Source organism: Streptomyces sp. NPDC013457 (assembly GCF_043089925.1).
Taxonomy (GTDB): Bacteria; Actinomycetota; Actinomycetes; order Streptomycetales; family Streptomycetaceae; genus Streptomyces.
The window spans coordinates 289,973-311,228 of the sequence record NZ_JBICBL010000006.1; the positions used below are offsets into that span (position 1 = coordinate 289,973).

Annotated in this window: 19 protein-coding genes; 13 read left to right on the forward strand and 6 right to left on the reverse strand. The window is 72.2% G+C overall.

What is annotated here, in order from left to right:
- The first annotated feature begins 80 nt into the window (after positions 1-80).
- The 3 genes from ACF1G2_RS18550 (at position 81) to ACF1G2_RS18560 (ending at position 4,602) form a co-directional block, all read left to right on the forward strand.
- Entirely contained in the window at positions 81-2,807 is a 2,727-nt protein-coding gene (locus tag ACF1G2_RS18550) for an FHA domain-containing protein (protein ID WP_391799281.1), read from the forward strand.
- Positions 2,808-2,923: 116 nt separating this feature from the next.
- Positions 2,924-3,598 carry a hypothetical protein gene (locus ACF1G2_RS18555; RefSeq protein ID WP_391799282.1) on the forward strand — a complete coding sequence of 225 codons (675 nt, stop codon included), beginning with the start codon at positions 2,924-2,926 and terminating at the stop codon, positions 3,596-3,598.
- Complete coding sequence (locus ACF1G2_RS18560) at positions 3,598-4,602, forward strand: serine/threonine-protein kinase (RefSeq protein ID WP_391799283.1); 1,005 nt, start codon at positions 3,598-3,600, stop codon at positions 4,600-4,602. The genes ACF1G2_RS18555 and ACF1G2_RS18560 overlap by 1 nt, the downstream gene beginning before the upstream one ends.
- A 48-nt stretch (positions 4,603-4,650) precedes the next feature.
- On the opposite strand, the gene ACF1G2_RS18565 is transcribed toward ACF1G2_RS18560, so the two are convergent.
- On the reverse strand, positions 4,651-5,556 hold the full coding sequence (locus ACF1G2_RS18565) for an NAD(P)-dependent oxidoreductase (protein ID WP_391799284.1): 906 nt from the start codon (positions 5,554-5,556) through the stop codon (positions 4,651-4,653).
- Positions 5,557-5,659: 103 nt separating this feature from the next.
- On the opposite strand from ACF1G2_RS18565, the gene ACF1G2_RS18570 reads away from it, so the two are divergent.
- Positions 5,660-6,256, forward strand: coding sequence for a TetR/AcrR family transcriptional regulator (locus ACF1G2_RS18570; RefSeq protein WP_391799285.1), 597 nt, complete (start codon positions 5,660-5,662; stop codon positions 6,254-6,256).
- A gap of 90 nt (positions 6,257-6,346) precedes the next feature.
- Here the strand turns inward: ACF1G2_RS18570 and ACF1G2_RS18575 are convergent, their stop codons facing one another.
- Positions 6,347-7,672, reverse strand: coding sequence for a streptophobe family protein (locus ACF1G2_RS18575; protein ID WP_391799286.1), 1,326 nt, complete (start codon positions 7,670-7,672; stop codon positions 6,347-6,349).
- Positions 7,673-7,793: 121 nt separating this feature from the next.
- Between ACF1G2_RS18575 and ACF1G2_RS18580 the strand changes: the two genes are divergently transcribed.
- Together ACF1G2_RS18580 and ACF1G2_RS18585 are read left to right on the forward strand one after the other, a co-directional pair.
- Positions 7,794-9,095 carry a DUF6777 domain-containing protein gene (locus tag ACF1G2_RS18580; RefSeq protein WP_391799287.1) on the forward strand — a complete coding sequence of 434 codons (1,302 nt, stop codon included), beginning with the start codon at positions 7,794-7,796 and terminating at the stop codon, positions 9,093-9,095.
- 7 nt (positions 9,096-9,102) lie between these two features.
- Positions 9,103-9,645, forward strand: coding sequence for an FBP domain-containing protein (locus ACF1G2_RS18585; protein ID WP_391799288.1), 543 nt, complete (start codon positions 9,103-9,105; stop codon positions 9,643-9,645).
- A gap of 22 nt (positions 9,646-9,667) precedes the next feature.
- Here the strand turns inward: ACF1G2_RS18585 and ACF1G2_RS18590 are convergent, their stop codons facing one another.
- Positions 9,668-10,873: an acyl-CoA dehydrogenase family protein gene (locus ACF1G2_RS18590; protein WP_391799289.1), complete on the reverse strand. Its 1,206-nt coding sequence runs from the start codon at positions 10,871-10,873 to the stop codon at positions 9,668-9,670.
- 136 nt (positions 10,874-11,009) lie between these two features.
- Between ACF1G2_RS18590 and ACF1G2_RS18595 the strand changes: the two genes are divergently transcribed.
- The 5 genes from ACF1G2_RS18595 (at position 11,010) to ACF1G2_RS18615 (ending at position 15,804) form a co-directional block, all read left to right on the forward strand.
- Complete coding sequence (locus ACF1G2_RS18595) at positions 11,010-12,185, forward strand: CaiB/BaiF CoA transferase family protein (protein WP_391799290.1); 1,176 nt, start codon at positions 11,010-11,012, stop codon at positions 12,183-12,185.
- Between the two features lie 92 nt (positions 12,186-12,277).
- On the forward strand, positions 12,278-12,943 hold the full coding sequence (locus tag ACF1G2_RS18600) for a GntR family transcriptional regulator (RefSeq protein ID WP_391799291.1): 666 nt from the start codon (positions 12,278-12,280) through the stop codon (positions 12,941-12,943).
- 73 nt (positions 12,944-13,016) lie between these two features.
- Positions 13,017-13,577: an exonuclease domain-containing protein gene (locus tag ACF1G2_RS18605; protein ID WP_391799292.1), complete on the forward strand. Its 561-nt coding sequence runs from the start codon at positions 13,017-13,019 to the stop codon at positions 13,575-13,577.
- A 120-nt stretch (positions 13,578-13,697) separates the two neighbouring features.
- Positions 13,698-14,948 carry a glycoside hydrolase family 64 protein gene (locus ACF1G2_RS18610; protein ID WP_391799293.1) on the forward strand — a complete coding sequence of 417 codons (1,251 nt, stop codon included), beginning with the start codon at positions 13,698-13,700 and terminating at the stop codon, positions 14,946-14,948.
- 115 nt (positions 14,949-15,063) lie between these two features.
- The gene (locus ACF1G2_RS18615; RefSeq protein WP_391799294.1) at positions 15,064-15,804 is read left to right on the forward strand and encodes a CBS domain-containing protein; all 741 of its coding nucleotides are present in this window, start codon (positions 15,064-15,066) and stop codon (positions 15,802-15,804) included.
- A 99-nt stretch (positions 15,805-15,903) separates the two neighbouring features.
- Here ACF1G2_RS18615 and ACF1G2_RS18620 read toward each other — a convergent pair whose 3' ends face one another.
- From ACF1G2_RS18620 to ACF1G2_RS18630, 3 genes are all read right to left on the reverse strand, one after another.
- Positions 15,904-16,203: a DUF1876 domain-containing protein gene (locus ACF1G2_RS18620; RefSeq protein ID WP_391799295.1), complete on the reverse strand. Its 300-nt coding sequence runs from the start codon at positions 16,201-16,203 to the stop codon at positions 15,904-15,906.
- 51 nt (positions 16,204-16,254) lie between these two features.
- The gene (locus ACF1G2_RS18625; protein WP_391799296.1) at positions 16,255-17,322 is read right to left on the reverse strand and encodes an ion transporter; all 1,068 of its coding nucleotides are present in this window, start codon (positions 17,320-17,322) and stop codon (positions 16,255-16,257) included.
- A 283-nt stretch (positions 17,323-17,605) separates the two neighbouring features.
- Complete coding sequence (locus ACF1G2_RS18630; RefSeq protein WP_391799297.1) at positions 17,606-18,031, reverse strand: MarR family winged helix-turn-helix transcriptional regulator; 426 nt, start codon at positions 18,029-18,031, stop codon at positions 17,606-17,608.
- A gap of 195 nt (positions 18,032-18,226) precedes the next feature.
- On the opposite strand from ACF1G2_RS18630, the gene eno reads away from it, so the two are divergent.
- Both eno and ACF1G2_RS18640 read left to right on the forward strand, forming a co-directional pair.
- Positions 18,227-19,534 carry a phosphopyruvate hydratase gene (eno, locus tag ACF1G2_RS18635; RefSeq protein ID WP_391799298.1) on the forward strand — a complete coding sequence of 436 codons (1,308 nt, stop codon included), beginning with the start codon at positions 18,227-18,229 and terminating at the stop codon, positions 19,532-19,534.
- Between the two features lie 319 nt (positions 19,535-19,853).
- Positions 19,854-21,179, forward strand: a complete 1,326-nt coding sequence (locus tag ACF1G2_RS18640; RefSeq protein WP_391799299.1) for a nicotinate phosphoribosyltransferase — start codon at positions 19,854-19,856, stop codon at positions 21,177-21,179.
- Positions 21,180-21,256 lie beyond the last annotated feature (77 nt).

A 21,256-nucleotide genomic window follows, 5' to 3' on the forward strand; every position in this document is an offset into this window, starting at 1 on the left:
TCCTTCGGTCGCGGTGGAGGCGCCCACGATACCGGCGGCTCTCGCAGGCACGGATCAGCCCCGGAAGATAAAATTCACGCATGGGAGAGCGGCCCGTCGCGCCCGCCGCACCCGAGCTCGTCCTCGAGATCGCAGGGGACGCGACCGTGATGAGTCCGAGCCGGGTCTACCGCATCGGGCGCGACCCCACCAGTGACATCGTCCTCGACGACGACCGGGCGTCCTGGCACCACGCGGTCCTGCGGGCCGTGGGCGACCACTGGACGCTCGCGGACGAGGGCAGTACGAACGGCACGTTCGCGGACAGCCACCGCATCGCCGTGCGCGAGGTCGGTCCGGGAACGGTCATACGGTTCGGGCACCCGGGAGACGGTCCACGGGCCGTCCTCTCCGGGACGTCCGCACGGGCGGCCCCACCCGGACCAGAGGCGCCGGCGCAGGCGCCGGTCCGCGCCGGACCCGAGCCCCGGGAACCGGCGCCGACGCCCGTACGTGGTGAGCCCGAGGAACCGGCGCCCGCGCCGCCTGATCCCGAGCCCGCGGCACCCGCCGCGCAGGCCCCGTCGGCGGAGGCGCCTTCGGCGGCGGCTCCATCAGCGGCGGCTCCCTCCGCCGAGCCCCGTTCGGCGGAGCCCCTCTCGGCAGAAGCCCCCTCCGCCGGATCGCCCGAGGCTCCGGCGCGGGAGCCCGGGCCCGTGACACCCGTGCCTTCACCCGCGCCGGGTCCGGAGACGCCTCCCTCGCCCCCTCCCGTACCCAGCCCGGAGCCCCCGGCCCCCGCGCCGCCGCGGACTCCACCCCGGCCCTCCTCCGTCTCGCATCCGGCCGCGACCGGCACCTTCCGGCAGCCCACGTCCGTGCGGCCGCTGCCGACGCGCACCGTGCGGATCGGGCGCGCGCCCGACAACGACCTCGTCGTCGACGACCTCGTCGTGTCGCGGCACCACGCCGAACTGAAGGCGCGCGGCGACGGGACGTACTGGATCCAGGACCTCGGCAGTCACAACGGCACCTTCCTCAACGGCCGTCCCGTCGCCGAGGCCCGTGTCACCCCGGACGACATCGTCGGCGTCGGACACTCCGCGTTCTGCCTCATCGGAGGGCAGCTCGTCGAGTTCACCGACACCGGCGAGGTCTCCCTCGACGTGCAGGATCTGGCCGTCACGGTCGACCAGGGGCGCAAGACCCTCCTGGAGGACGTGTCGTTCCCGGTCGGGGAGAAGTGTCTGCTGGCGGTGGTCGGGCCGTCCGGGGCGGGCAAGTCGACGCTGCTCGGCGCCCTGACCGGCCAGCGCCCCGCCGACCACGGCACGGTGCTCTACGACGGCCGCGACCTCTACCGGGACTACGCGGAGCTGCGCCAGCGCATCGGTCTCGTACCGCAGGACGACATCCTCCATCTCCAGCTCACCGTGAAGCGGGCCCTGACCTACGCCTCCGAGCTGCGCTTCCCCGAGGACACCGCCGCCGACGAGCGCCGGGCCCGGGTCGACGAGGTGATCGGCGAGCTCGGCCTCGTCGAGCGGGTCGACCAGCCCATCCACAGCCTCTCGGGCGGCCAGCGCAAGAGGGTCAGCGTCGCGCTCGAACTGCTCACCAAACCGTCGTTGCTCTTCCTGGACGAGCCGACCTCGGGGCTCGACCCGGGCATGGACCGCTCGGTGATGCACATGCTCCGCGGGCTCGCGGACGACGGCCGTACGGTCATCGTCGTCACGCACAGTGTGCTGAGCCTGGACGTCTGCGACCGGCTGCTCGTGCTCGCGCCCGGCGGTCGTGTGGCCTACTACGGGCCCCCGGACGAGTCGTTGGACTTCTTCGGCTTCACCCAGTGGCCGGAGGCGTTCGAGGCCTTCGAGACCGACCGCGGCCGCGACTGGGCGGAGCAGTACCGCGCGTCGCGGCACCACCGCCGGTACATCGCCGACGCGATGCAGCGGCCGGGGCTGCCGCCCGAGGAGGGCGCGCCGGAGCCCGGTCCGCCGCAGAAGGCGCAGAGCTGGGGATCTCAGCTGCGCACCCTCGTCCGGCGCTACGCCGCGGCGCTCTCGGCGGACCGGACCTTCATCGCCATCATGATCGCGCTGCCGTTCGTGATGGGCGCGATGGCCCGGGCGCTGTCGGAGGGCAGCCTCAACCCCGAGTCGACGCTGAACGTGCTGCTGATCCTCTGTGTCGGCGGCGTGCTCACCGGGGCGGCGAACGCGGTACGGGAGCTGGTGAAGGAACGCACGATCTACCGACGGGAGAGAGCCGTCGGCCTGAGCCGTTCCGCGTACCTCATGTCGAAGGTCGTCGTCCTGGGTCTGATCACCGTCGTCCAGGCCGTGGTCCTCACGCTGGTCGCGCTGATCGGGGTGCCGCTGAACGTCCCGGACGGCAAGGGCGTGCTCATGCCGCCTCTCGTGGAGATCACGCTGGCGGTCGCGCTGCTGTCGTTCACGGCGATGATGCTCGGGCTGTTCGTCTCCGCCCTCGTGCGCAAGGAGGAGGTGACGATGCCACTGCTCGTCCTCCTCGCCATCGTGCAGGTGGTGTTCTGCGGGGCGCTGCTGACCGTCACGGGCACGCCGGTACTCGAACAGCTGGCGTGGCTGGTGCCGTCGCGGTGGGCGTTCGCCGCGATGGGGGCGACCATCGACATCGGGAAGATCGCACCGAGCGACAAGACGGCGGATCCGCTCATGGAGCACACCGCGAGCGCCTGGCTCTTCGACATGGGGATGCTGGTCGTGCTCTGTGTCGTCCTCGGGTTCCTCGTGGCGCGGCTGCTGCGGCGGCAGGAGCCGGTGATCATGCGGAAGTAGCCGATTCCCCCGACCCGACAGCCAGGATTCCGGATCCAGGATCCACGGTCCTGGATCCTGGATCAGATATCCAGGATCAGATATCCAATATCCGGAACAGTGAAGGCAGGCCGCCCATGGGCATCCCGGTCACTCCCCCGGTACCGGACGACATTCCGGACTTCCGTCCGACCCATGTCGTACCGCGCGACGGTCTGCCCACCTGGGAGACCCCCGATCCGGGCCTGCCGACCGTGCCGCTCGACGCGTTCCTGCCGGTGCAGCTCACGGACCGCGTCGGGGACTGGGGCCAGATCCTGTGCTCCAACGGGTGGACCGCCTGGGTCGACGCGCGCCTCCTGGTGTCCGTACCCGTGGATCCGCCCGAGGCCCGACAGCAGCTCGCCAGGACCGCCGACCCCCGGCCGCTGATCGCCCGGGCGGAGGAGTCGCTCGGCCGCTACCGGCGGGCGGCTGAGGAGCTGGCGGCGGGCGGGGCGGACGGGGACACCTTCGGGCGGCGTACGCACGGACTGCGGGTGGGGATGGTGGTCGACGGGGAGTCGCTCTGGCTCTTCGACGCGGAACACGAGCGCTGGGTCTACTGCGACGGTTCGGCGCTGAGTACGTACGCGGCCTCGGCGGCCCCCTCGGCGGCCGCGACCCCGCCCGAGGACGGGGTGGCGCAGGCGGGTCACGAGCCGACGCGGGTGGTGCCCCGCCTCGACGCGGGCGACGGTCCGTCGGAGCCCCCGGCGGGACCGCCGCCCACCCGGATCGTGAACCGGGCGGACCAGCAGGGTGAGCGCTGATGGCCGGCGCGGCCCGCAACGCGGATCTGCCCGCCGGCCGGGAGTCGGGACTGGTCGGCAAGCAGATCGCGGGCTACGCGGTCGAGGCCGAGATCGGCCGTGGCGGGATGGCGGTCGTGTACCGGGCACGAGACCTGCGGCTGGACCGGACCGTCGCGCTGAAGCTGCTGGCACCCGAGCTGGCCCGCAACGACACCTTCCGCAAGCGGTTCGCGCACGAGTCGCGGGTGGCGGCCGCGATCGACCATCCGCACATCGTGCCGGTCTTCGAGGCCGGCGAGACGGAGGGCGTGCTCTACATCGCGATGCGGTACGTCGCCGGGCGGGACCTGCGGGCGCTCCTCGACCGCGAGGGGCCGCTGGAGCCGGTGACGGCGGGCCGGATCGCCGTCCAGGTGGCGTCCGCCCTGGACGCGGCGCACGCCCACGACCTGGTCCACCGGGACGTGAAGCCGGGCAACATCCTGGTCGCCGAGGGCACCGACCGCGACCATCCGGAGCACGTGTACCTCACGGACTTCGGGCTGACGAAGAAGTCGCTGTCGCTGACCGGTCTGACGACGGTCGGCCAGTTCGTCGGAACGCTCGACTACGTGGCGCCCGAACAGATCTCGGGGAAACCGGTGGACGGCCGCTGCGACGTGTACAGCCTGGCGTGCGTGGTCCAGGAGACGCTCACCGGCATGCCGCCGTTCCGCCGCGACGACGACATGGCGCTGCTCTGGGCCCACCAGTACGATCCGCCGCCCCCGCCGTCCGCGGAACGTCCGGAGCTTCCGGAAGCGGCGGACGAGGTCCTGGCCAAGGCGCTGGCCAAGACTCCGGAGGAGCGCTACGGGACGTGCCTGGAGTTCGTCGCGGCGCTGCGGGCGGCCCTGGAACGGGGCGGACCCGGTCCGGGCGGCGGTCCCGGTCTGCTCGGTCCCGAGCCCCCCGCACCGCCCCCCGAACCCCCGGCCTGGGCCCGTCCGGTCTTCCGGACACCACCCCCGGCCTGGCGCTGACCCGACGCCGGTCCGCGCGCCGACGTCGGCCTCCGCCCCTCCCTCCGCTCAACTCCGGGGCTGCTTCGCCGTCGCGCCCCTTCCGAACACCGCGATCAGCCGGGTCAGGCTGTCGTCCCCGTACCCCTCGGCCGCCGCCCGCCGGAACGCCTCCAGCGTCGCGGCGGGCAGTGCCGGGTCCACGCCGGCAGCTCGCGTCGTGTGCACGACGTGGTCCATGCTGGCCACGGCCATGGAGATCCGCTCCACGTCTCCGTCGTGCTGCCCCGCCTCGATCCGGGGCGTGTAGAAGTCGAGGAACCGGCTCATCCCGCCCAGTGTCTCGGCCGCGTACGGCTTGATCTCGGAGGCGCTGATGCCGTGCGCCTCCGCCAGCGCGACGGTGTGCAGCCAGGCGGTCAGGGCGTTCCAGAAGAGGTCCATCTGGAGCTGGTAGTAGAGCGCCGCCAGCCCGGGGTCCTCGCCCCGGTAGTCCGTACCGGTGATCACCTTCAGCGTGGCCTCGCACGCGTCGAAGAGGTCCCGGGGCCCGCTGTAGTAGGTGTCGAACTCCGTCGAGCCGATACCGGAAGGCGGCGTCTGGACTCCGCCGGTGAGATGGCGGGCCCCGTGCCGTGCCGCCCAGGCGGCCCCCTCGCGGGCCCGGTCGGGGGTGTCCGAGCTGAGGTTGACCAGGACGCGGCCCTCCAGCGCCGAGGCGGCCGGCTCCAGGATGGCGTACATGGCGGCGTAGTCGGTCAGGCTCAGCACCACCACCCTGTTGGCCGTCAGCGCCTCCTCGACGGTGGCGGCGCGCACCGCGCCTCGGGCGACCAGGTCGTCGGCGCGGCCGGCGGTGCGGTTCCACACGGTGACGCGGTAGCCGGCGTCCAGATAGGCACCTGCCATCGCCCGGCCCATCGGGCCGAGCCCGATGACCGTCACGGACAGGGTGTTCACAGCGGACGTGCTCATGGATGTTCCCCTTCCCCGGAGCGCTACTAGAACGAACGCTCTAACTAGAGAGGACCGTAGCACGGTGGGTAGAACGATCGCTCAAGTTCGGTACTGTGACGGGGTGAAGACCACGACCCCCTACGACCCCGAGACCGCCGGAACGCGCGAGCGGATCGTGCGGACGACGTCACGCCTGATGCAGCGCCAGGGCTACGAGGGCACCGGCATCAAGCAGATCTCGCGCGAGGCCGGGGCGACGCTCGGATCCCTCTACCACTTCTTCCCCGGCGGGAAGCAGGAGCTCGGAACGGCCGCCGTGCGGCTCGGCGACGAGGAGTTCACCGACTTCCTGCGTGAGGCGCTCGACGCCGAGCCCGAGCCGGAGAAGGCCCTCGTCGCGCTCACCAAGGCCCTCGCCCAGGGGCTGCGGGAGTCCGACTGGCTCGACGGGTGCCCGGTCACCTCCACCGTCGTGGGTACGGCGACCACGGCCCCCGACATCCAGCAGGCGGCCGCCGAGGCGTTCGCGAGGTGGCGGACAGTGGTCGCGGGGAAGCTGGCCGCGGCGGGGTTCGCCACGACGGACGCCGAGGAGCTGGCACACACGGTGGTCGCCACGCTGGAGGGCGCCGAACTGGCGGCGCAGACCGCCCGCAGCGCGGTGCCGCTGGAGGTCGCGGGACGCCATCTGGCGCGCCTCGTCGCCTCGTACCGCTGACCCGCTCCGTAGCGCCGACTCGCCCTCGTACCGCCGACTCGCCTCGTACCACCCACACCCACGGCCGTACTCGCGTGACGCAGGTCGGCCTCAGCCCTTCGGGCGCTGCCGCTCGGGGGTGTCCACCTCGCCGCGGCGGCGGACGCGGGAGGCGAGCAGCCCGCCGAGGAAGCCGGCGACGAGCCCCCAGAGCAGGGCGAAGCCCGCCGTCCTCCAGACGTGCGGGCTCAGCACGACCTGACCGCCGAGGGATTCCAGTTCGCCGATGCCGAGGATGGAGAGCCCGAAGCGCGCTTCCACGTTGGTGATCGGGGCGACCACCAGCATCGTCAGGGCGAAGGCGACGCCCAGGTGGACCGCGTGCTGCCAGAGCCGTGTGCGGGACGGCGAGCGGACGGCGGCCACGAACGCCACGGCCAGAACGAGGACTGCCGCGATCGGCAGCATCCACCAGGCCCGGGAGTCGTACGAGGCGAGGGACGACAGGTCCACGGTGGAGAGGTTGCCGGTGTCCGTGCGCAGCACCGCGTCGAGGATCGGGGGCATCGGCAGCCCGAACGGCCCCTCGACCGTGCCCTCCCAGGACCCTCCGATGCCGACCCCGAGGGCGAGCCAGCTGACGTTGGGCAGGCCGAGCAGGATCACGGCGAGGGTCTCGGAAGCGTGCCCCCGGGTCGCCGCCACGACGATCCCGATGACCAGGCCCACGAGCACGTACGCGAGGAGCAGGAGCAGCATCGCGGAGGCGACCGGCCGTACGGACTCGTGGTAGCGGACCAGCCTGGGCGGAAGCGGGGTCCCGCGCGAGACCAGCAGGGCGATGAGGAGGACGCCGAGGATCCAGAGCAGGCCGAAGAACAGGGTGGGGCCCAGCTCGGTGCGGAATCCGACGGTGGGGTCCACCGCGTCGAGGAGTTCGCCGAAGAGGTCGGACATGGCGTCCTGGCTCTCGCCGCCGCCGATCGAGACGGGGAAGTCGTGGCGGGCGAGCGCCGAGAGACCGGCGAGCGCGGCCAGCCAGAGCAGGACGGTGCGTGCGACGCGGGCGAGCAGGTCACGGGTCCTGGCAACGGCGTGATGGCGCAGCGGGAGCAGAAAACAGAAGCCCGTGACCAGTGCACCCACCAGGGTGACGGTGAGGGGCATGGCGGTGAGATCGGCGTTCGTGCCGGCGAGTGCACCGGCGTCGCCGGAGAGACCGATCTGGCCGCCCGCGGCCATCACGACGACCGCGGCGACGATGTTCACGAAACCGCCGGGCAGATCGGCGGCGCCCGCGGCCCAGAGGCCGAGCGCGGCGACGACCGCCATCGCGACGAACCCGGCGAGGACGGCTGCCAACGCCTCGCCCCAGTGGCGGGCGAGGTGCTGGGCGTCGTGCGCCGGGCCGGATGTGGTGGGGAGCCGACTGCTCACGTTCTCCACGCTAGTACCGGTGGTTGACCTCCGCAGTCCCGATGGGTGGACGCCGTCCGCTTGCGGGCGGCCCCGGTTCCACGCACACAATGGGCCCGGAACGGAAGAAAGAGGGAAAAACGTGACTTCCCACCCGCCGTCCGATCGCCCCTCGGTACCCCCCACAGGTCCCCCTTCGGGTCCGCTCTCGGGCCCGAGCACCACACCGGGAGCGGCCGGACCCCCGCCACCCTCCGGACCGCCGCGCGGCGCCTCGGGGGGTGGTTCGAGCGGGTCCGGCGGCGGAACCGGAGGCGGCGGCGGAACCGGTGGCGGCGGCGCGCCGGGCGGCCCCGGTGACGGCGGAGCCGGCGGCGCGGGTGGCGGCGAAGGGGGCGGCGGGGGCCCTTGGTGGCGTTCCGTACCCAAGGTGGCGTCGATCGCCGCCGTGCTGGTCGCGGCCATCGCCCTGGTGGTCGTCCTCACCCGTCCGGACGGCGACAGTGACGCCGGCGGCGGCTCGGGAGGCGGCGAGGTGTTCCTGCAGAACGCCTCCGCCACCGGGCCCGATCCCTTCACCAAGTCGACGGCCGACGACTCCGGCCCCTCGCAGTCCCCCGCCCCGCTGCCCAGTGCGACCAGGTCCGCGGACGCCACCGCCACGCGCAGCGTGTCGGGTGCGTCGGCGGGTCTGTACGGGGGAACGCGGAACGTGGCGAGCTGCGACGTCGAGCAGCAGGTGAGCTACCTCGCCGACCAGCCCGCCAAGAACGCGGCCTTCGCCTCGACCCTCGGCATCTCGGCGAACGAGGTCCCGGGCTATCTGCGCTCCCTGACCCCGCTGCAGCTCCGCGTCGACACGCGGGTGACGAACCACGGCTTCCGGAACGGCGACGCCACCTCGTACCAGGCGGTCCTCCAGGCGGGTACGGCGGTGCTCGTCGACGACAGAGGCGTGCCCCGGGTGCGCTGCGCCTGCGGCAATCCGCTGACCCCGCCGGTCGCCCAGCAGTCGCCGAAGACGACGGGCACCCGATGGGCGGGCTACCAGCCCTCCCGGGTGGTCGTCGTGGCGCCCTCGGTGACCGTGGTGAACGTCTTCATCGTGTACGACCCCGAGACCGACGGCTGGTTCGCCCGCGAGCCGGGCGACACGGGAGACCAGGACAAGCCGACGACCCCGCCGACGGCACCTCCGTCGCCCTCCGTCTCGGGCTCGGGGACGGGATCTCCCACCTCGCCGGCCCCCTCGACCTCCACGCCTTCGTCGCCGCCGGCCCCCGAGTCGCCCGCGTCACCGGATTCGCCCGGTACGAGTACGCCCTCGGGGCCGGCGACCGGCGACACGGCCACGGAAGGACCGCCCACCGGCGGCGCGACGGACCAGTCGGCATCCGTGGTGAGCCCACAAGCGGGCGACGGCGGGGCACCGGTCGCCCGGTGAAATCCGGATGCCCGGGCCCCACGATCCGTGTACGGTCCACCGAGTGGAACCTCTCACCGACCGACAGATCCGCTCGTCCTTCGTGAACTGCACGAAGGGCGAGGCAAGCAGACTCAAGCTGCCGCTGGACTTCGCCGAAGTGCCCTGGCAGGACCTCGACTTCCTCGGCTGGGTCGACCCGGGCGCGCCGCTGCGCGCCCACCTCGTCGTGGCCCGTGAGGACGGTCCGCTCGGCATCACGCTGCGGGTCCCCGCCACGAGCCGCACGAGCGCGGTCAAGTCCAGCCTGTGTCAGGTCTGCCTCACGGGGCACGCCTCGTCGGGGGTGACCCTGCTCGCGGCGCCGCTCGCCGGCAGCCGCGGACGTGAGGGCAACACGGTCGGCATCTACATCTGCTCCGACCTGGCCTGTTCCCTGTACGTCCGCGGCAGGCGCCAGCCCAGGCTGAGGGCCGGCCGCCAGGAGGAGTCGCTGACGCTGGAGCAGCGGATCGAGCGTACGACCTCCAACCTGGACGCGTTCCTCGCCAAGGTGACGGCCGGTCAGTGAGAAGCGGTGGGGCGGGCCCCGCTCAGCGGAAGGCCTGCTCGCCCGTGAGCGCCTTGCCGATGACCAGGGAGTGGACCTCGCTGGTGCCCTCGTAGGTGAGGACCGACTCCAGGTTGTTGGCATGGCGCATCACCGGGTACTCCAGGGTGATGCCGTTCGCGCCGAGGACGGCGCGGCACTCGCGGGCGATGGAGATGGCCTCCCGAACGTTGTTCAGCTTGCCCACGCTGACCTGCTCGGGCGTGAGACCGCCCGCGTCCTTGAGGCGTCCCAGGTGCAGGGCGAGGAGCATGCCCTTGCCGAGCTCGAGGGACATGTCCGCCAGTTTCTGCTGGGTCAGCTGGTAGGAGGAGAGGGGCCGTTCGAAGACGATGCGGTCGCCCGCGTACGCGATCGCGGTCTCCAGACAGTCGCGGGCCGCGCCGAGGGCGCCGAACACGATCCCGAACCGCGCCTCGTTGAGGCAGCCGAGCGGGCCGGACAGTCCCCGCGCCCCGGGCAGCATCGCGTCGGCCGGCAGGCGTACGTCCTCCAGGACCAGTTCGCTGGTCACGCTCGCGCGCAGGGACAGCTTCTGCTTGATCTCGGGCGCGCTGAAGCCGGGGGTGCCGGCGGGCACCAGGAAGCCGCGGACGCCTTCGTCCGTACGGGCCCAGACGACGGCCACGTCGGCGACCGAGCCGTTGGTGATCCACATCTTGGTGCCGTTGAGCACCCAGTCGTCGCCGTCGCGCCGGGCGCGGGTGCGCATGGCTCCGGGATCCGATCCCGCGTCCGGCTCGGTCAGCCCGAAGCAGCCGATGTACTCGCCCGCGGCCATGCCGGGCAGCCACTGCTGCTTCTGCTCCTCGGAGCCGAACTTCCAGATCGCGTACATCGCCAGGGAGCCCTGGACGGAGACCAGGCTGCGCAGGCCGGAGTCGACGGCTTCGAGTTCCAGACAGGCCAGGCCGTACGCGACGGCGTTGGTGCCCGCGCAGCCGTAGCCCTCCAGGTGCATGCCGAGGACGCCGATGCCGCCCAGCTGCTTGGCGAGTTCCCGCGCGGGGATGGCGCCGGTCTCGAACCATTCCGCGACGTGGGGGCGCAGCTCCTTGTCCGCCATCGTGCGCACGGTCCGGCGGATCTCCCGTTCCTCGTCGCTCAGCAGACCGTCGATCGCCAGCAGATCGAAGGGATGGACGGGAGTCTGCTTCGACGCGTTGGGCGACTGCGGCGACGGCTTCACGGACGGCCTCCAGGCTGGTGCGGCTATGCGGCGCTCCGAAGCGTATCCGCAGATCGGATTTTGGATCCAGTATTGAATATCGGGTCTCCGATGCGTACGTTCCAGCTGGATCCGATCACCGGCGGAGGAGAGCGTGATGGGCGCAGATCAGCAGGTGACGCCCGGTCCCGGGGCACTGTCCGGAATCGTGGTGGCCGACTTCGGGCGCGTTCTGGCCGGTCCGTACATGACGATGCTGCTGGCCGATCTGGGCGCCGATGTCATCAAGATCGAGCGGCCCGGATCCGGGGACGACACCCGCGCCTGGGGTCCCCCCTTCGCCGACGGCCAGGCGACCTACTTCCTCGGGGTGAACCGGAACAAGCGGTCCGTCGCCCTGGACCTCACCGATCCGTCCGATCTGGCCACGGCCCGGGCGATCGTGGAGCGCGCCGACGTCCTCGTGGAGAACTTCCGGCCCGGCACGATGGAGAGGCTCGGTCTCGGTTACGAGGACCTGCGCGCGTCCAACCCCGGACTCGTCTACTGTTCGGTCACCGGATTCGGCGCCGCCGAGGGCGCCGGCCTGCCCGGCTACGACCTCCTCGTCCAGGCGATGGGCGGGCTGATGAGCGTGACCGGCGAGCCGGACGGGCCGGGCACGAAGGCGGGGGTCGCGCTCGTCGACGTGATCACCGGCCTCCACGCGGGCATGGGTGTCCTCGCCGCCCTGCGGCACCGGGAACGTACCGGCGAAGGCCAGCGGGTCGACGTCTCGCTGCTCACCTCGCTCCTTTCCGCACTCACCAACCAGTCGGCCGCCCACCTCGGCGCCGGTGTCGTCCCCCGGGCCATGGGCAACCGGCACCCGAGCATCGCTCCGTACGAGGTGTTCGACGCACAGGACCGCCCCCTGGTCCTCGCCGTGGGGAACGACCGTCAGTTCCGGGCGCTCTGCGCACGCCTCGGCCTGCCCGGCCTCGCCGACGACGCGCGCTTCGCGACGAACACCGACCGCGTCGCCCACCGCGAGGCGCTGGTCGCGGCGCTGGCCGGTCCCCTCGCCGAACGCACCGCCGACCACTGGTTCGAGGAACTCACCGCCGCCGGGGTGCCCTGCGGCCCGATCAACGATCTCGCCGCCGCATTCGACCTGGCGGACCGGCTGGGTCTCGCACCCCGGGTGCCGGCCGAAGCGGCAGGGCCGGGACAGGTCGTCAACCCGATCACCCTCGGCGTCACTCCGCCCTCCTATCGCGCCGCGCCCCCGCGCCTGGGAGAGCACACCGCCTCCGTGCTCGACGAGTTGGAAGAGGCGCCCGACGGTCCGTAGGAAGATATACGGATCACGTTCAGGGGCACGGAACGCCCGAACCCTCGAACGCCCGAACCACCGAACCACCGAACGACGGAAGGTCACAGGCGATGAGCAGCGCGGTGCAGAAGGGGCGGCCGCCGACCGCCCAGCAGTTCGTCCTGGCGGAGCTGCGGCGCGCGATCACCGCCGGCGAGCTGCGGCCCGGCGGGCAGATCCGCCAGGACGCGCTCGCCGCCCGCCTCGACGTCAGCCGCGTGCCCCTGCGGGAGGCCCTGAAGATCCTGGAGGGCGAGGGCCTCGTCGTCCACCACATCCATCGGGGCTACTTCGTCGCCGAGCTCTCGCTCGCTGACCTGGAGGAGGTCTACCGCATCCGGCAGCTCCTGGAGACCGAGGCGGTCCGCATGGGTGTCCGGCGGGGCGAGGACGGACTGCTCACCGCCCTGGAGAAGATCCAGCGGGAGGTGGAACGGGCCGCCGACGCCGGGGACGTCACGGTGATGGCCGCGGCCAACCGCCGATTCCACTTCGCGCTGATCGAGGCGTCCGGCATGCCGCGTCTGGTCCGGCTGATCACCACCCTGTGGGACGCCACCGACGCCTACCGGTCGCTGTACTACACGGAGGTGGCGAACCGGGAGCTGGCGGTACGGGAGCACCGCGCCGTGATCTCGGCGGTACGCAACGGGGACGAGGAGGCCGCGGTGCGCCGGCTCGACGAGCACCGGGCCCACGCGGTCGCCGCGCTGCGGGAGATCCTGGACCTGGCGTGAACCCCCGGGCGCCGCAGGCCTGTCCACCGAAAACCTGGTGACCCGCTCCGCACCCCCGCTCTAGCCTCGTCGCATGAGCCATGGACGCCTGCTGAACATCGTCGACGTCGAGGCGACCTGCTGGGACGGAAAGCGGCCGCCCGGGGCCGTGAGCGAGATCATCGAGATCGGGCTCACCGTCGTCGACCTGGACGCGGGCGAGCGGACGGGGCGCCACCGCATCCTGGTCAGGCCCGCCCGGTCCACGGTCAGTCCGTTCTGCACCGAGCTGACCGGTCTCACGCAGGCGGAGGTCGACACGGGCGTGGACTTCGCCACGGCCTGTCGGCAGCTCGCCGCCGAGCACGCAGGCGGGCTGCGCCCGTGGGCCAGTTGGGGCGACTACGACCGCAAGCAGTTCGCGGAACAGTGCCGGGTGACGGGTACGGAGTACCCCTTCGGTCACCGGCACACCAACGCCAAGGCCGTCTTCACCGAAGCGAACGGCCTCGCCAAACGCCCGGGCATGGCCCGCGCGTTGGAGATCGCGGGTCTCCCGCTGGAGGGCCGGCACCACCGGGGCGAGGACGACGCCTGGAACATCGCCGCACTCGTCCTCCAGCTGAACGACCGCGGCGCCTGGCCGTCCGGCTAAGCATCCCGGACGCCCGAAGGCATTGACAGGGTCATCTCATCCTCACCATTCTGAGAGCGCTCTCAGAGCGCTCTCACTACCTTTCCAGCCCTCGCACCCCACACCCGAGGAGCCCCCACCGTGCCTACCCACCGCCGTCGCCGCGGGCTCACCCTGCTGGCGCCCGTCACCGCCGCCGCCCTGATCGGTACCGCCGTCACGCTCGCCGGCCCCTCCCCCACGGTCCAGGCCGCGTCCACCGGCACCGCCACCGACACCGCGGGGGCCGCCGCCGTCCCGGCCACCATTCCGCTCACCTTCACCAACAACTCCGGCCGCAACGAACAGATCTACGTCTACAACCTCGGTACCGAGCTCTCCACCGGCCGCCAGGGCTGGGCGGACGCGAACGGCACCTTCCACCCCTGGCCCGCCGGAGGCTCGGTCCCGGTCCCCGCGCCCGACGCGGCCATCCCCGGCCCTGCCCGCGGGCAGTCCATGACGATCCGTCTGCCGAAGTTCTCCGGCCGGATCTACTTCAGCTACGGCCAGAAGCTCGTCTTCAAGCTGGCGACCGGCGGTCTCGTCCAGCCGGCCGTCCAGAACCCGAGCGACCCCAACCGGAACATCCTCTTCAACTGGTCCGAGTACACGCTCAACGACTCGGGCCTCTGGCTCAACAGCACGCAGGTCGACATGGTCTCGGCCCCGTACGCGGTCGGCGTCCGGCGCCCCGACGGAAGCGTCACCACCACCGGCCGGCTCAAGCCCGGCGGGTACAACGGCTTCCTCGACGCGCTCCGCTCACGCCCGGGCGGCTGGGCGAACCTGATCCAGACCCGCTCCGACGGCACCGTGCTGCGCACCCTCGCACCGGGCCACGGCATCGAGGCCGGCGCGCTGCCGTCCACCGTGATGGACGACTACATCAACCGCGTCTGGACGAAGTACAGCTCCTCGACGCTCACCGTGACGCCCTTCGCCAACCAGCCGTCCGTGAAGTACTTCGGCCGTGTCTCGGGCAACGTCATGAACTTCACCGATACCTCCGGCGCGGTCGTCACCTCGTTCCAGAAGCCCGACTCCGACAGCGTCTTCGGCTGCTACAAGCGCCTCGACGCGCCCAACGACCAGGTCCGCGGCCCCATCTCCCGCACCCTCTGCGCGGGGTACAACCGCACCACCCTCCTCACCAACCCCCAGCAGCCGGACACCACGTCGGCCGGCTTCTACCAGGACGCCGTCACCAACCACTACGCGCGGGAGATCCACGCGCGCATGGCGGACGGGAAGGCCTACGGCTTCGCCTTCGACGACGTCGGCGCGCACGAGTCCCTGGTGCACGACGGCAACCCGCAGCAGGCGTACGTCACGCTCGACCCGTTCAACTAGCGGCGGACCGGGCCTGACGCATCGCGTCCGACGCGCAGCGGAGCAGCAGCGGAACAGGCGATCCCGCCATGTGAGGGATCATGGAAGGAGGAGCGGAGAAGGGACGGAACGGACGATGCGGAACCGCACTGTCGCCGACCTGATGACGCCGACCGCGGTGGCCGTGCAGCCGGGGACGTCGTTCAAGGAGATCGCGCGATTGCTCGACGAGTACGGCATCACCGCCGTACCGGTCGTCGACGAGGCCAACCGGCCCGTCGGCGTGGTGTCGGAGGCGGATCTGCTGCGCCGCCACACCGCCAAGGACGGCCCGAGCACCGCCGGGGCGATGATGTCCAGCCCCGTGGTGGTGGCCCGCCCGTCCTGGACGGCGGTGGAGGCGGCACGGTTGATGGAGCGGCACCGGGTGAAGCGGCTGCCGGTGGTGGACGCCGGTGGTCAGCTCATCGGGGTGCTCAGCCGGAGCGATCTGCTGCAGCTGTTCCTGCGCCGCGACCGCGCGATCCAGGAGGAGATCCGAGAGGACGTCGTCGTCCGTATCCTCGGCCTCTCCCCCGCCTCGCTCCACGTCGACGTCGACGAGGGCCGGGTGACGCTCAGCGGCACGCTGGCGCGCAGGAGTCTGTCACCCGTCTTCGTCCGGCTCTGCGAGAGCGTCGACGGCGTCGTGGAGGTCGTGGACCGGCTGGCGTACGAGGACGAGGACGAGGCGGACGGAGCCGGGGTCGGGCCCGGGGGCGACGCCGAGACCCATGCCGTGGACGGAGGCGGGGCCCGGGGGCTCGGGCGGCCCGAGTTCGACGGGACGCCCGACCACGGTGTCCCGGTCGAGGATCTGCGGCCTCCCGGGGTGTGACGCGGAACCGGGCCCGCCGGTGAGGCTCCGGCGGGCCCGTGGGCGAAGCGCACCGGGCGCCCGAGGGCGAGGCGGGCCCCGGCGCCGGAGGCGCTCCCGCTACGAGACCGCCTCCGGCCAGCCGTAACCGGGACCGGTGTGCTGGGGTACGGTGCCCGCGCCCACCGCCTCCATCTCGCGGTTGGCCTCGCGCATCAACTGCCCGGCCAGGTCCCTCATGGCCCGGCTCGCGGCGAGTTCGTCACCGATCGCGGGCACGTCCACGTCCGTCGGGTTGCACCGTGCGCTGCCGTGGCCGGTGAGGGTCGACGTGCCGGTGTTGAGATGCGCCTCGGCCTTGGTCCTGCCGTCCTCTTCGACCAGTTCCAGGCCGACCGTCCACTCAAGGGTCCGTGTCATGGTCTGCCTCCTCGCACCGTCGGGACGCGTGGGGTCGCCGCGCATCCCTTGCTACTCCCATGGTCCGTCCACGCGCGCGTGAGCGCGCGGCGGCGGGAGCGCGGAGAGGGCGGATTCGACGTCGTCCAGCGCGCGCCGGGCGACCGCGATCCGCTCGCGCAGCCCCGCGTCGTCGACGGCCCCGACGACGGTCCCGTCGACCGCGCCGCGGACCGCCGTGCCGGCCACGTCCGCCCCGGCCTCCTCCGCTGTGACCACCTCCTTCATGAGAACCCCCTCCTTCACGAGAACCCCCTCCACGACCGCCCCCTTCACTACCGCCCCCTTCACTACCGCCGCCTTCTCGGCATCTCTCGTCTCCACCGCCTCCATCTCCGCCTTCTCGATCTCCCGGGCCTCCTCCAGGGAATTGATCACGACGCCGATGAGCACGTTGACGAGCACGAACGAGGCGATGAGGACGTACGAGACGTAGTAGAGGAAGCTCCACCGTGAGATCTCGAGGCCCGCGTGGACCGCGTCACCCAGTCCGTCGAGGGTCATCAGGAGGAAGAGGGTGAGCACGGCCCGCCCGATGGAGCCGAAGTGCTCGGGGTCGTGGCCGGCGAAGAAGACCCAGCCGACCATCGCGTACACGTACAGCAGCAGCGCGCCGACCAGCAGGAAGCTGACCGTGCCCGGCAGGCTCCGGCCGACGGCGACGAGGACGATCCGCAGCTGGGGGAGGAAGCGTGCGGCGCGCAGCACGCGGGCGAGGCGGAGCAGTCGCAGCACGGTGGAGTTCTCGCGGGCGGCGGGGACGAACGCGGCGAGGACCACGGCCAGGTCGAAGAGGTTCCAGGGGTCCCGGAAGAAGTCGAGCGGGCGCGCGGCGTGCGCTCCCGCACGGAGCACCATCTCCACCGTGAACGCCGCCAGGAACAGGTGCTCGACCGTCCGCAGCTCGGTGTGCCAACGGGCGCTGACGCCGGCGTACGTCTCCACCCCGAGCACCGCGGCGTTGCCGAGGATGAGCAGGAAGACGGCGGTGGCGAACCAGCGGGCCTCGGTGATCTCGCGACATCGTTCCGCCACGCGCACGCGGTGACTGCGGCCCACCACGGCCGACTGATCCGACATGTCGATGCTCCTCAATTCGTTGACCATGCTCACGTGATCCAACGGCGAGGGCGCGCAAGGGTTCTGGGTACGGATCGCCGAGCGAGTGGCGCCGGGGCTGGGCAACGACGCGGCGCACACCTTCTGGGCGCGCACGTCGGCACCACCGTGACGACGAGCCCCGTCGCCCTGACCTTCATCGGTGATCGAGCTGATCCGGCATCCGCTGGATCGCTCTGCCCGCGCTGGTCATCTCGCCGGTGGGTGTGGTCTGGGCGCCGGCGGGTGTGACCTGGGCACTGGCCTAGCCCCGTGCGGCGAGCCGCTCCAGCAGGGCGGCGCTCCGCGCCAGCAACACCTGCTCCTCATCGGTGAGTTCGGCCTCGATGGCCTGCGCGAGCCAGCCGACCCTGCGACCACGCTCCGCTTCGAGCGCGACCCGGCCCGCGTCCGTCAGCTCGACCAGCGACTTCCGGCCGTCCGTGGGGTGCGCGCGGCGCGTGATCAGATCCTGGTCCATGAGCAGCCCCACCGCGCGCGCCATCGACTGGGGGCGTACGCGCTGATCGGCCGCGAGGTCGCTGGTGGTCATGGCGCCGTTGCGGTCGAGCGCGCCGAGCACGGCGACCTGGCCGAGCGGGATGCGGTCCTCGTGGGTGACGCGTCGGGTGAGCTTGCCCATCGCGGTGCGCAGTTCTGCGGCGATGGCGGCGGCTTCCGAGGTGGGCATAGGGCACCTTACCTCGCTGGTCAGCAACGGATGCGCCATCCGGGCCGTACGGCACAGCCCATACTGCGCAGCCATGCTGTACAGCAATACTGCTCAGCCAAACTGAACAGCATTGCTGTATGGTTTCGCCCGTCGGGCTCGGCGCCAGCGTTGTCGCAGCAAGGGCACGGCACACGACAACGGGAAGGACCTCCCATGTCCGCACAGGCAGTCGGAACCGTCGACGCCACCATCGAGACCGTCACCGCACGCCGCATCATCGACAGTCGTGGCAACCCCACGGTCGAGGTCGACGTCGTCCTGGCGGACGGATCACTGGGACGTGCGGCCGTCCCCTCCGGCGCCTCCACCGGCGCCCGGGAGGCCGTGGAACTGCGCGACGGAGACCCGGCGCGCTGGCACGGCAAGGGCGTCGACCGCGCGGTGGCCCACGTGAACGGGGAGATCGCGGCGGCCGCGCGCGGCCGGGACGCGGTCGACCAGGCGGCTCTCGACGCGGCACTGGTCGCCCTCGACGGCACGGCCGCGAAGTCCCGGCTCGGCGCCAACGCGATCCTGGGCGTCTCCCTCGCCGTCGCCAAGGCCGCCGCGGCGGCCCACCGCCGGCCCCTCTACCGCCACCTCGGCGGGAGCGAGGCCCACCTTCTGCCGCTGCCGATGGTGAACATCGTCAACGGCGGCGCCCACGCCGACAATCCGCTGGACTTCCAGGAGTTCATGATCGCGCCCGTGGGCGCGGACTCCTTCGCCGAAGCCGTTCGCATGGGCAGCGAGGTCTTCCACACTCTGCGCCGCGATCTGCTGGCCGCCGGGCACTCCACGGGCGTCGGCGACGAGGGCGGCTTCGCGCCCGCGCTGCGTACCGCCGAGGAGGCGCTCGACTTCGTGATGACCGCCATCGAGCGCACCGGCTACCGCCCCGGTGCGGACATCGGTCTGGTCATGGACCCGGCGTCGTCGGAGTTCTTCCGCGACGGGGTCTACGACTACGCGGGCGAGGGGGTGCGCCGCACCCCCTCCGAGCACGCCGACCATCTGGCGAAGCTCATCGACGCCTACCCGATCGTCTCCATCGAGGACCCGATGGCGGAGAACGACCTGGACGGCTGGCGCGAGCTGACCGCCCGTGTCGGCGACCGCTGCCAGCTCACCGGCGACGACGTGTTCTGCACGAACGAGACGCTGCTGCGCGAGGGCATCCGCACCGGCGTCGGCAACTCGGTCCTGGTCAAGGTGAACCAGATCGGGACCCTGACCGAGGCCCTCGCCGCGGTGGCCGTGGCCCACGAGGCGGGCTGGACGGCGGTCATGTCGCACCGCTCGGGCGAGACGGAGGACACCACCATCGCGGATCTGGCGGTGGCGACGGGGTGCGGTCAGATCAAGACCGGCTCGCTCTCCCGTTCCGACCGTACGGCGAAGTACAACCAACTGATCCGAATCGAGGAGGAGTTGGGCGCCACCGCGCGCTTCGCGGGGCGCTCGGCACTGCGTCGGTCCTGACGTAGGCCCCCCGTGGGCTCGGGCTGCTCCTCCGGGGGGTGGGCGGGCGCTCCTCCGGGGGGCGGACGGGTGCTCCTCCGGGGGGGCGGACGGGCGCTCCTCCGGGGGCGGACGGGTGCTCGCCCAGGTCTCCGGCGGGTCCGCCACGACGTCGGTGCCGACCGCCGCCGCGGCGGCGCTGGAGTCGTGGATCTCCACCCCGCCGGGGCACGGCGCGCATCGCGTCGCGAACGCCGCCACGGGCGGCCTCCCCGGGGTCGGACCCCGGTCGGCCGAGCGCCCCCGTGCGGGGCGCCGGCCGGCCGCGCATGCTCGAAGCATGCAGGTGACCACCACGGACCTGTACGAGGTCACGATGGCGCTCTCGTACCTACGGGAGGGCATGCGGGCGCCTGCCACGTTCAGCCTCTTCGTGCGCGACCTCCCGCCGGGCCGCGGGTTCCTCGTCGCCGCGGGACTCGAGCCGGTCCTCGACCACCTCTCCCGGTTCCGGATCGGCCGGGCGGACGTGCGGGAGTTCGCCGAGGTCCTGGGGTGGCCCGTGGAGACGCTCGAACCGCTGCACGGCCTGTCCTTCGACGGACAGGTCCGCGCCGTCCCGGAGGGGCGGCTCGTCTTCTCCGGCGAGCCCCTCGTCGAGGTCACCGCGCCGCTGCCGCAGGCCCAGCTCGTGGAGACGTACCTGCTCTCGCTGCTCTGCCATCAGACGGCTGTCGCCTCCAAGGCCGCACGGTGCGTGCTGGCGGCCGGCGGGAAGCCCCTGGTGGACTTCGCGCTCCGCCGTTCTCACGGACCGGCGGCCGGCATGCAGGCGGCACGGCTCGGCGCGATGGTGGGCTTCGCCGGGACCAGCAACGTCGCCGCCGCGGTCCGGTACGGCATCCCCGGCTCGGGCACGATGGCCCACTCGTACGTCCAAGCCTTCCCGTCCGAGGAGGAGGCCTTCCGGGCGTTCGCCCGCTCCCATCCCGGCCCGGTGACGTTCGTCGTCGATACCTACGACACCGATCGCGGGGTGCGGACGGCCGCGCGCGTCCTGGCCGAGCTGGAGCGCGGTCCGGGGTGCGCGATCCGCCTGGACAGCGGTGACCTGGGCGCCCTGGCCCGCCGGGCCCGCGCCACGCTGGACGCGGCGGGGCTCCGGGACGTCGGGATCATCGCGAGCGGCGGTCTCGACGAGTACGCGATCGCCGGGCTCGTACGCGACGGGGCGCCGATCGACGTCTTCGCGGTGGGGACGCGGGTGGGGGTGGCGGCGGACGCCCCGTACCTGGACGCGGCGTACAAGCTGGTCGAGTACGACGGCACGCCGGTCATGAAGTTCTCGCCGGGGAAGGCGACGGCGCCGGGCCCGAAGCAGGTGTTCCGGGGTCCGGGTCTCCGGGACGTCGTCGGTCTGGCCAACGAGGAGCCGCCGGCGGGTACGGAGCCGCTGCTGCGGACGGTGATGCGCGGCGGGCTCCGGACGGAGCCGCCGGACACCCTCGACGCGGCGCGGGCCCGCTTCGAGGCCGACCTCGCGCTGCTTCCGGAGCCGGCCCGCGGGATCGAGGACCCCGCGGCCCCCGTCCCGGGCATGTCGACGCGACTGGGTGTACTTTCGACGATCGTCCGGCACCGGATCGAGGCGCGGCCGGGGCCCTAGACTCGCCTAACCCGGAATCGGCCCGTGCTTCAAGGAGGTCAAGGTCACAGCCGTGTGCCCTGCTGCACCTTTGTTCA

Excerpts from the sequence above, each read along its gene's own strand:
- ACF1G2_RS18550 (WP_391799281.1), top strand. The coding sequence starts at position 81 with ATGGGAGAGCGGCCCGTCGCGCCCGCCGCACCCGAGCTCGTCCTCGAG.
- ACF1G2_RS18555 (WP_391799282.1), top strand. The coding sequence starts at position 2,924 with ATGGGCATCCCGGTCACTCCCCCGGTACCGGACGACATTCCGGACTTC.
- ACF1G2_RS18560 (WP_391799283.1), top strand. The coding sequence starts at position 3,598 with ATGGCCGGCGCGGCCCGCAACGCGGATCTGCCCGCCGGCCGGGAGTCG.
- ACF1G2_RS18565 (WP_391799284.1), bottom strand. The coding sequence starts at position 5,556 with ATGAGCACGTCCGCTGTGAACACCCTGTCCGTGACGGTCATCGGGCTC.
- ACF1G2_RS18585 (WP_391799288.1), top strand. The coding sequence starts at position 9,103 with ATGCCCGGGCCCCACGATCCGTGTACGGTCCACCGAGTGGAACCTCTC.
- ACF1G2_RS18595 (WP_391799290.1), top strand. The coding sequence starts at position 11,010 with ATGGGCGCAGATCAGCAGGTGACGCCCGGTCCCGGGGCACTGTCCGGA.
- ACF1G2_RS18600 (WP_391799291.1), top strand. The coding sequence starts at position 12,278 with ATGAGCAGCGCGGTGCAGAAGGGGCGGCCGCCGACCGCCCAGCAGTTC.
- ACF1G2_RS18605 (WP_391799292.1), top strand. The coding sequence starts at position 13,017 with ATGAGCCATGGACGCCTGCTGAACATCGTCGACGTCGAGGCGACCTGC.
- ACF1G2_RS18615 (WP_391799294.1), top strand. The coding sequence starts at position 15,064 with ATGCGGAACCGCACTGTCGCCGACCTGATGACGCCGACCGCGGTGGCC.
- ACF1G2_RS18620 (WP_391799295.1), bottom strand. The coding sequence starts at position 16,203 with ATGACACGGACCCTTGAGTGGACGGTCGGCCTGGAACTGGTCGAAGAG.
- ACF1G2_RS18625 (WP_391799296.1), bottom strand. The coding sequence starts at position 17,322 with ATGTCGGATCAGTCGGCCGTGGTGGGCCGCAGTCACCGCGTGCGCGTG.
- ACF1G2_RS18630 (WP_391799297.1), bottom strand. The coding sequence starts at position 18,031 with ATGCCCACCTCGGAAGCCGCCGCCATCGCCGCAGAACTGCGCACCGCG.
- eno (WP_391799298.1), top strand. The coding sequence starts at position 18,227 with ATGTCCGCACAGGCAGTCGGAACCGTCGACGCCACCATCGAGACCGTC.
- ACF1G2_RS18640 (WP_391799299.1), top strand. The coding sequence starts at position 19,854 with ATGCAGGTGACCACCACGGACCTGTACGAGGTCACGATGGCGCTCTCG.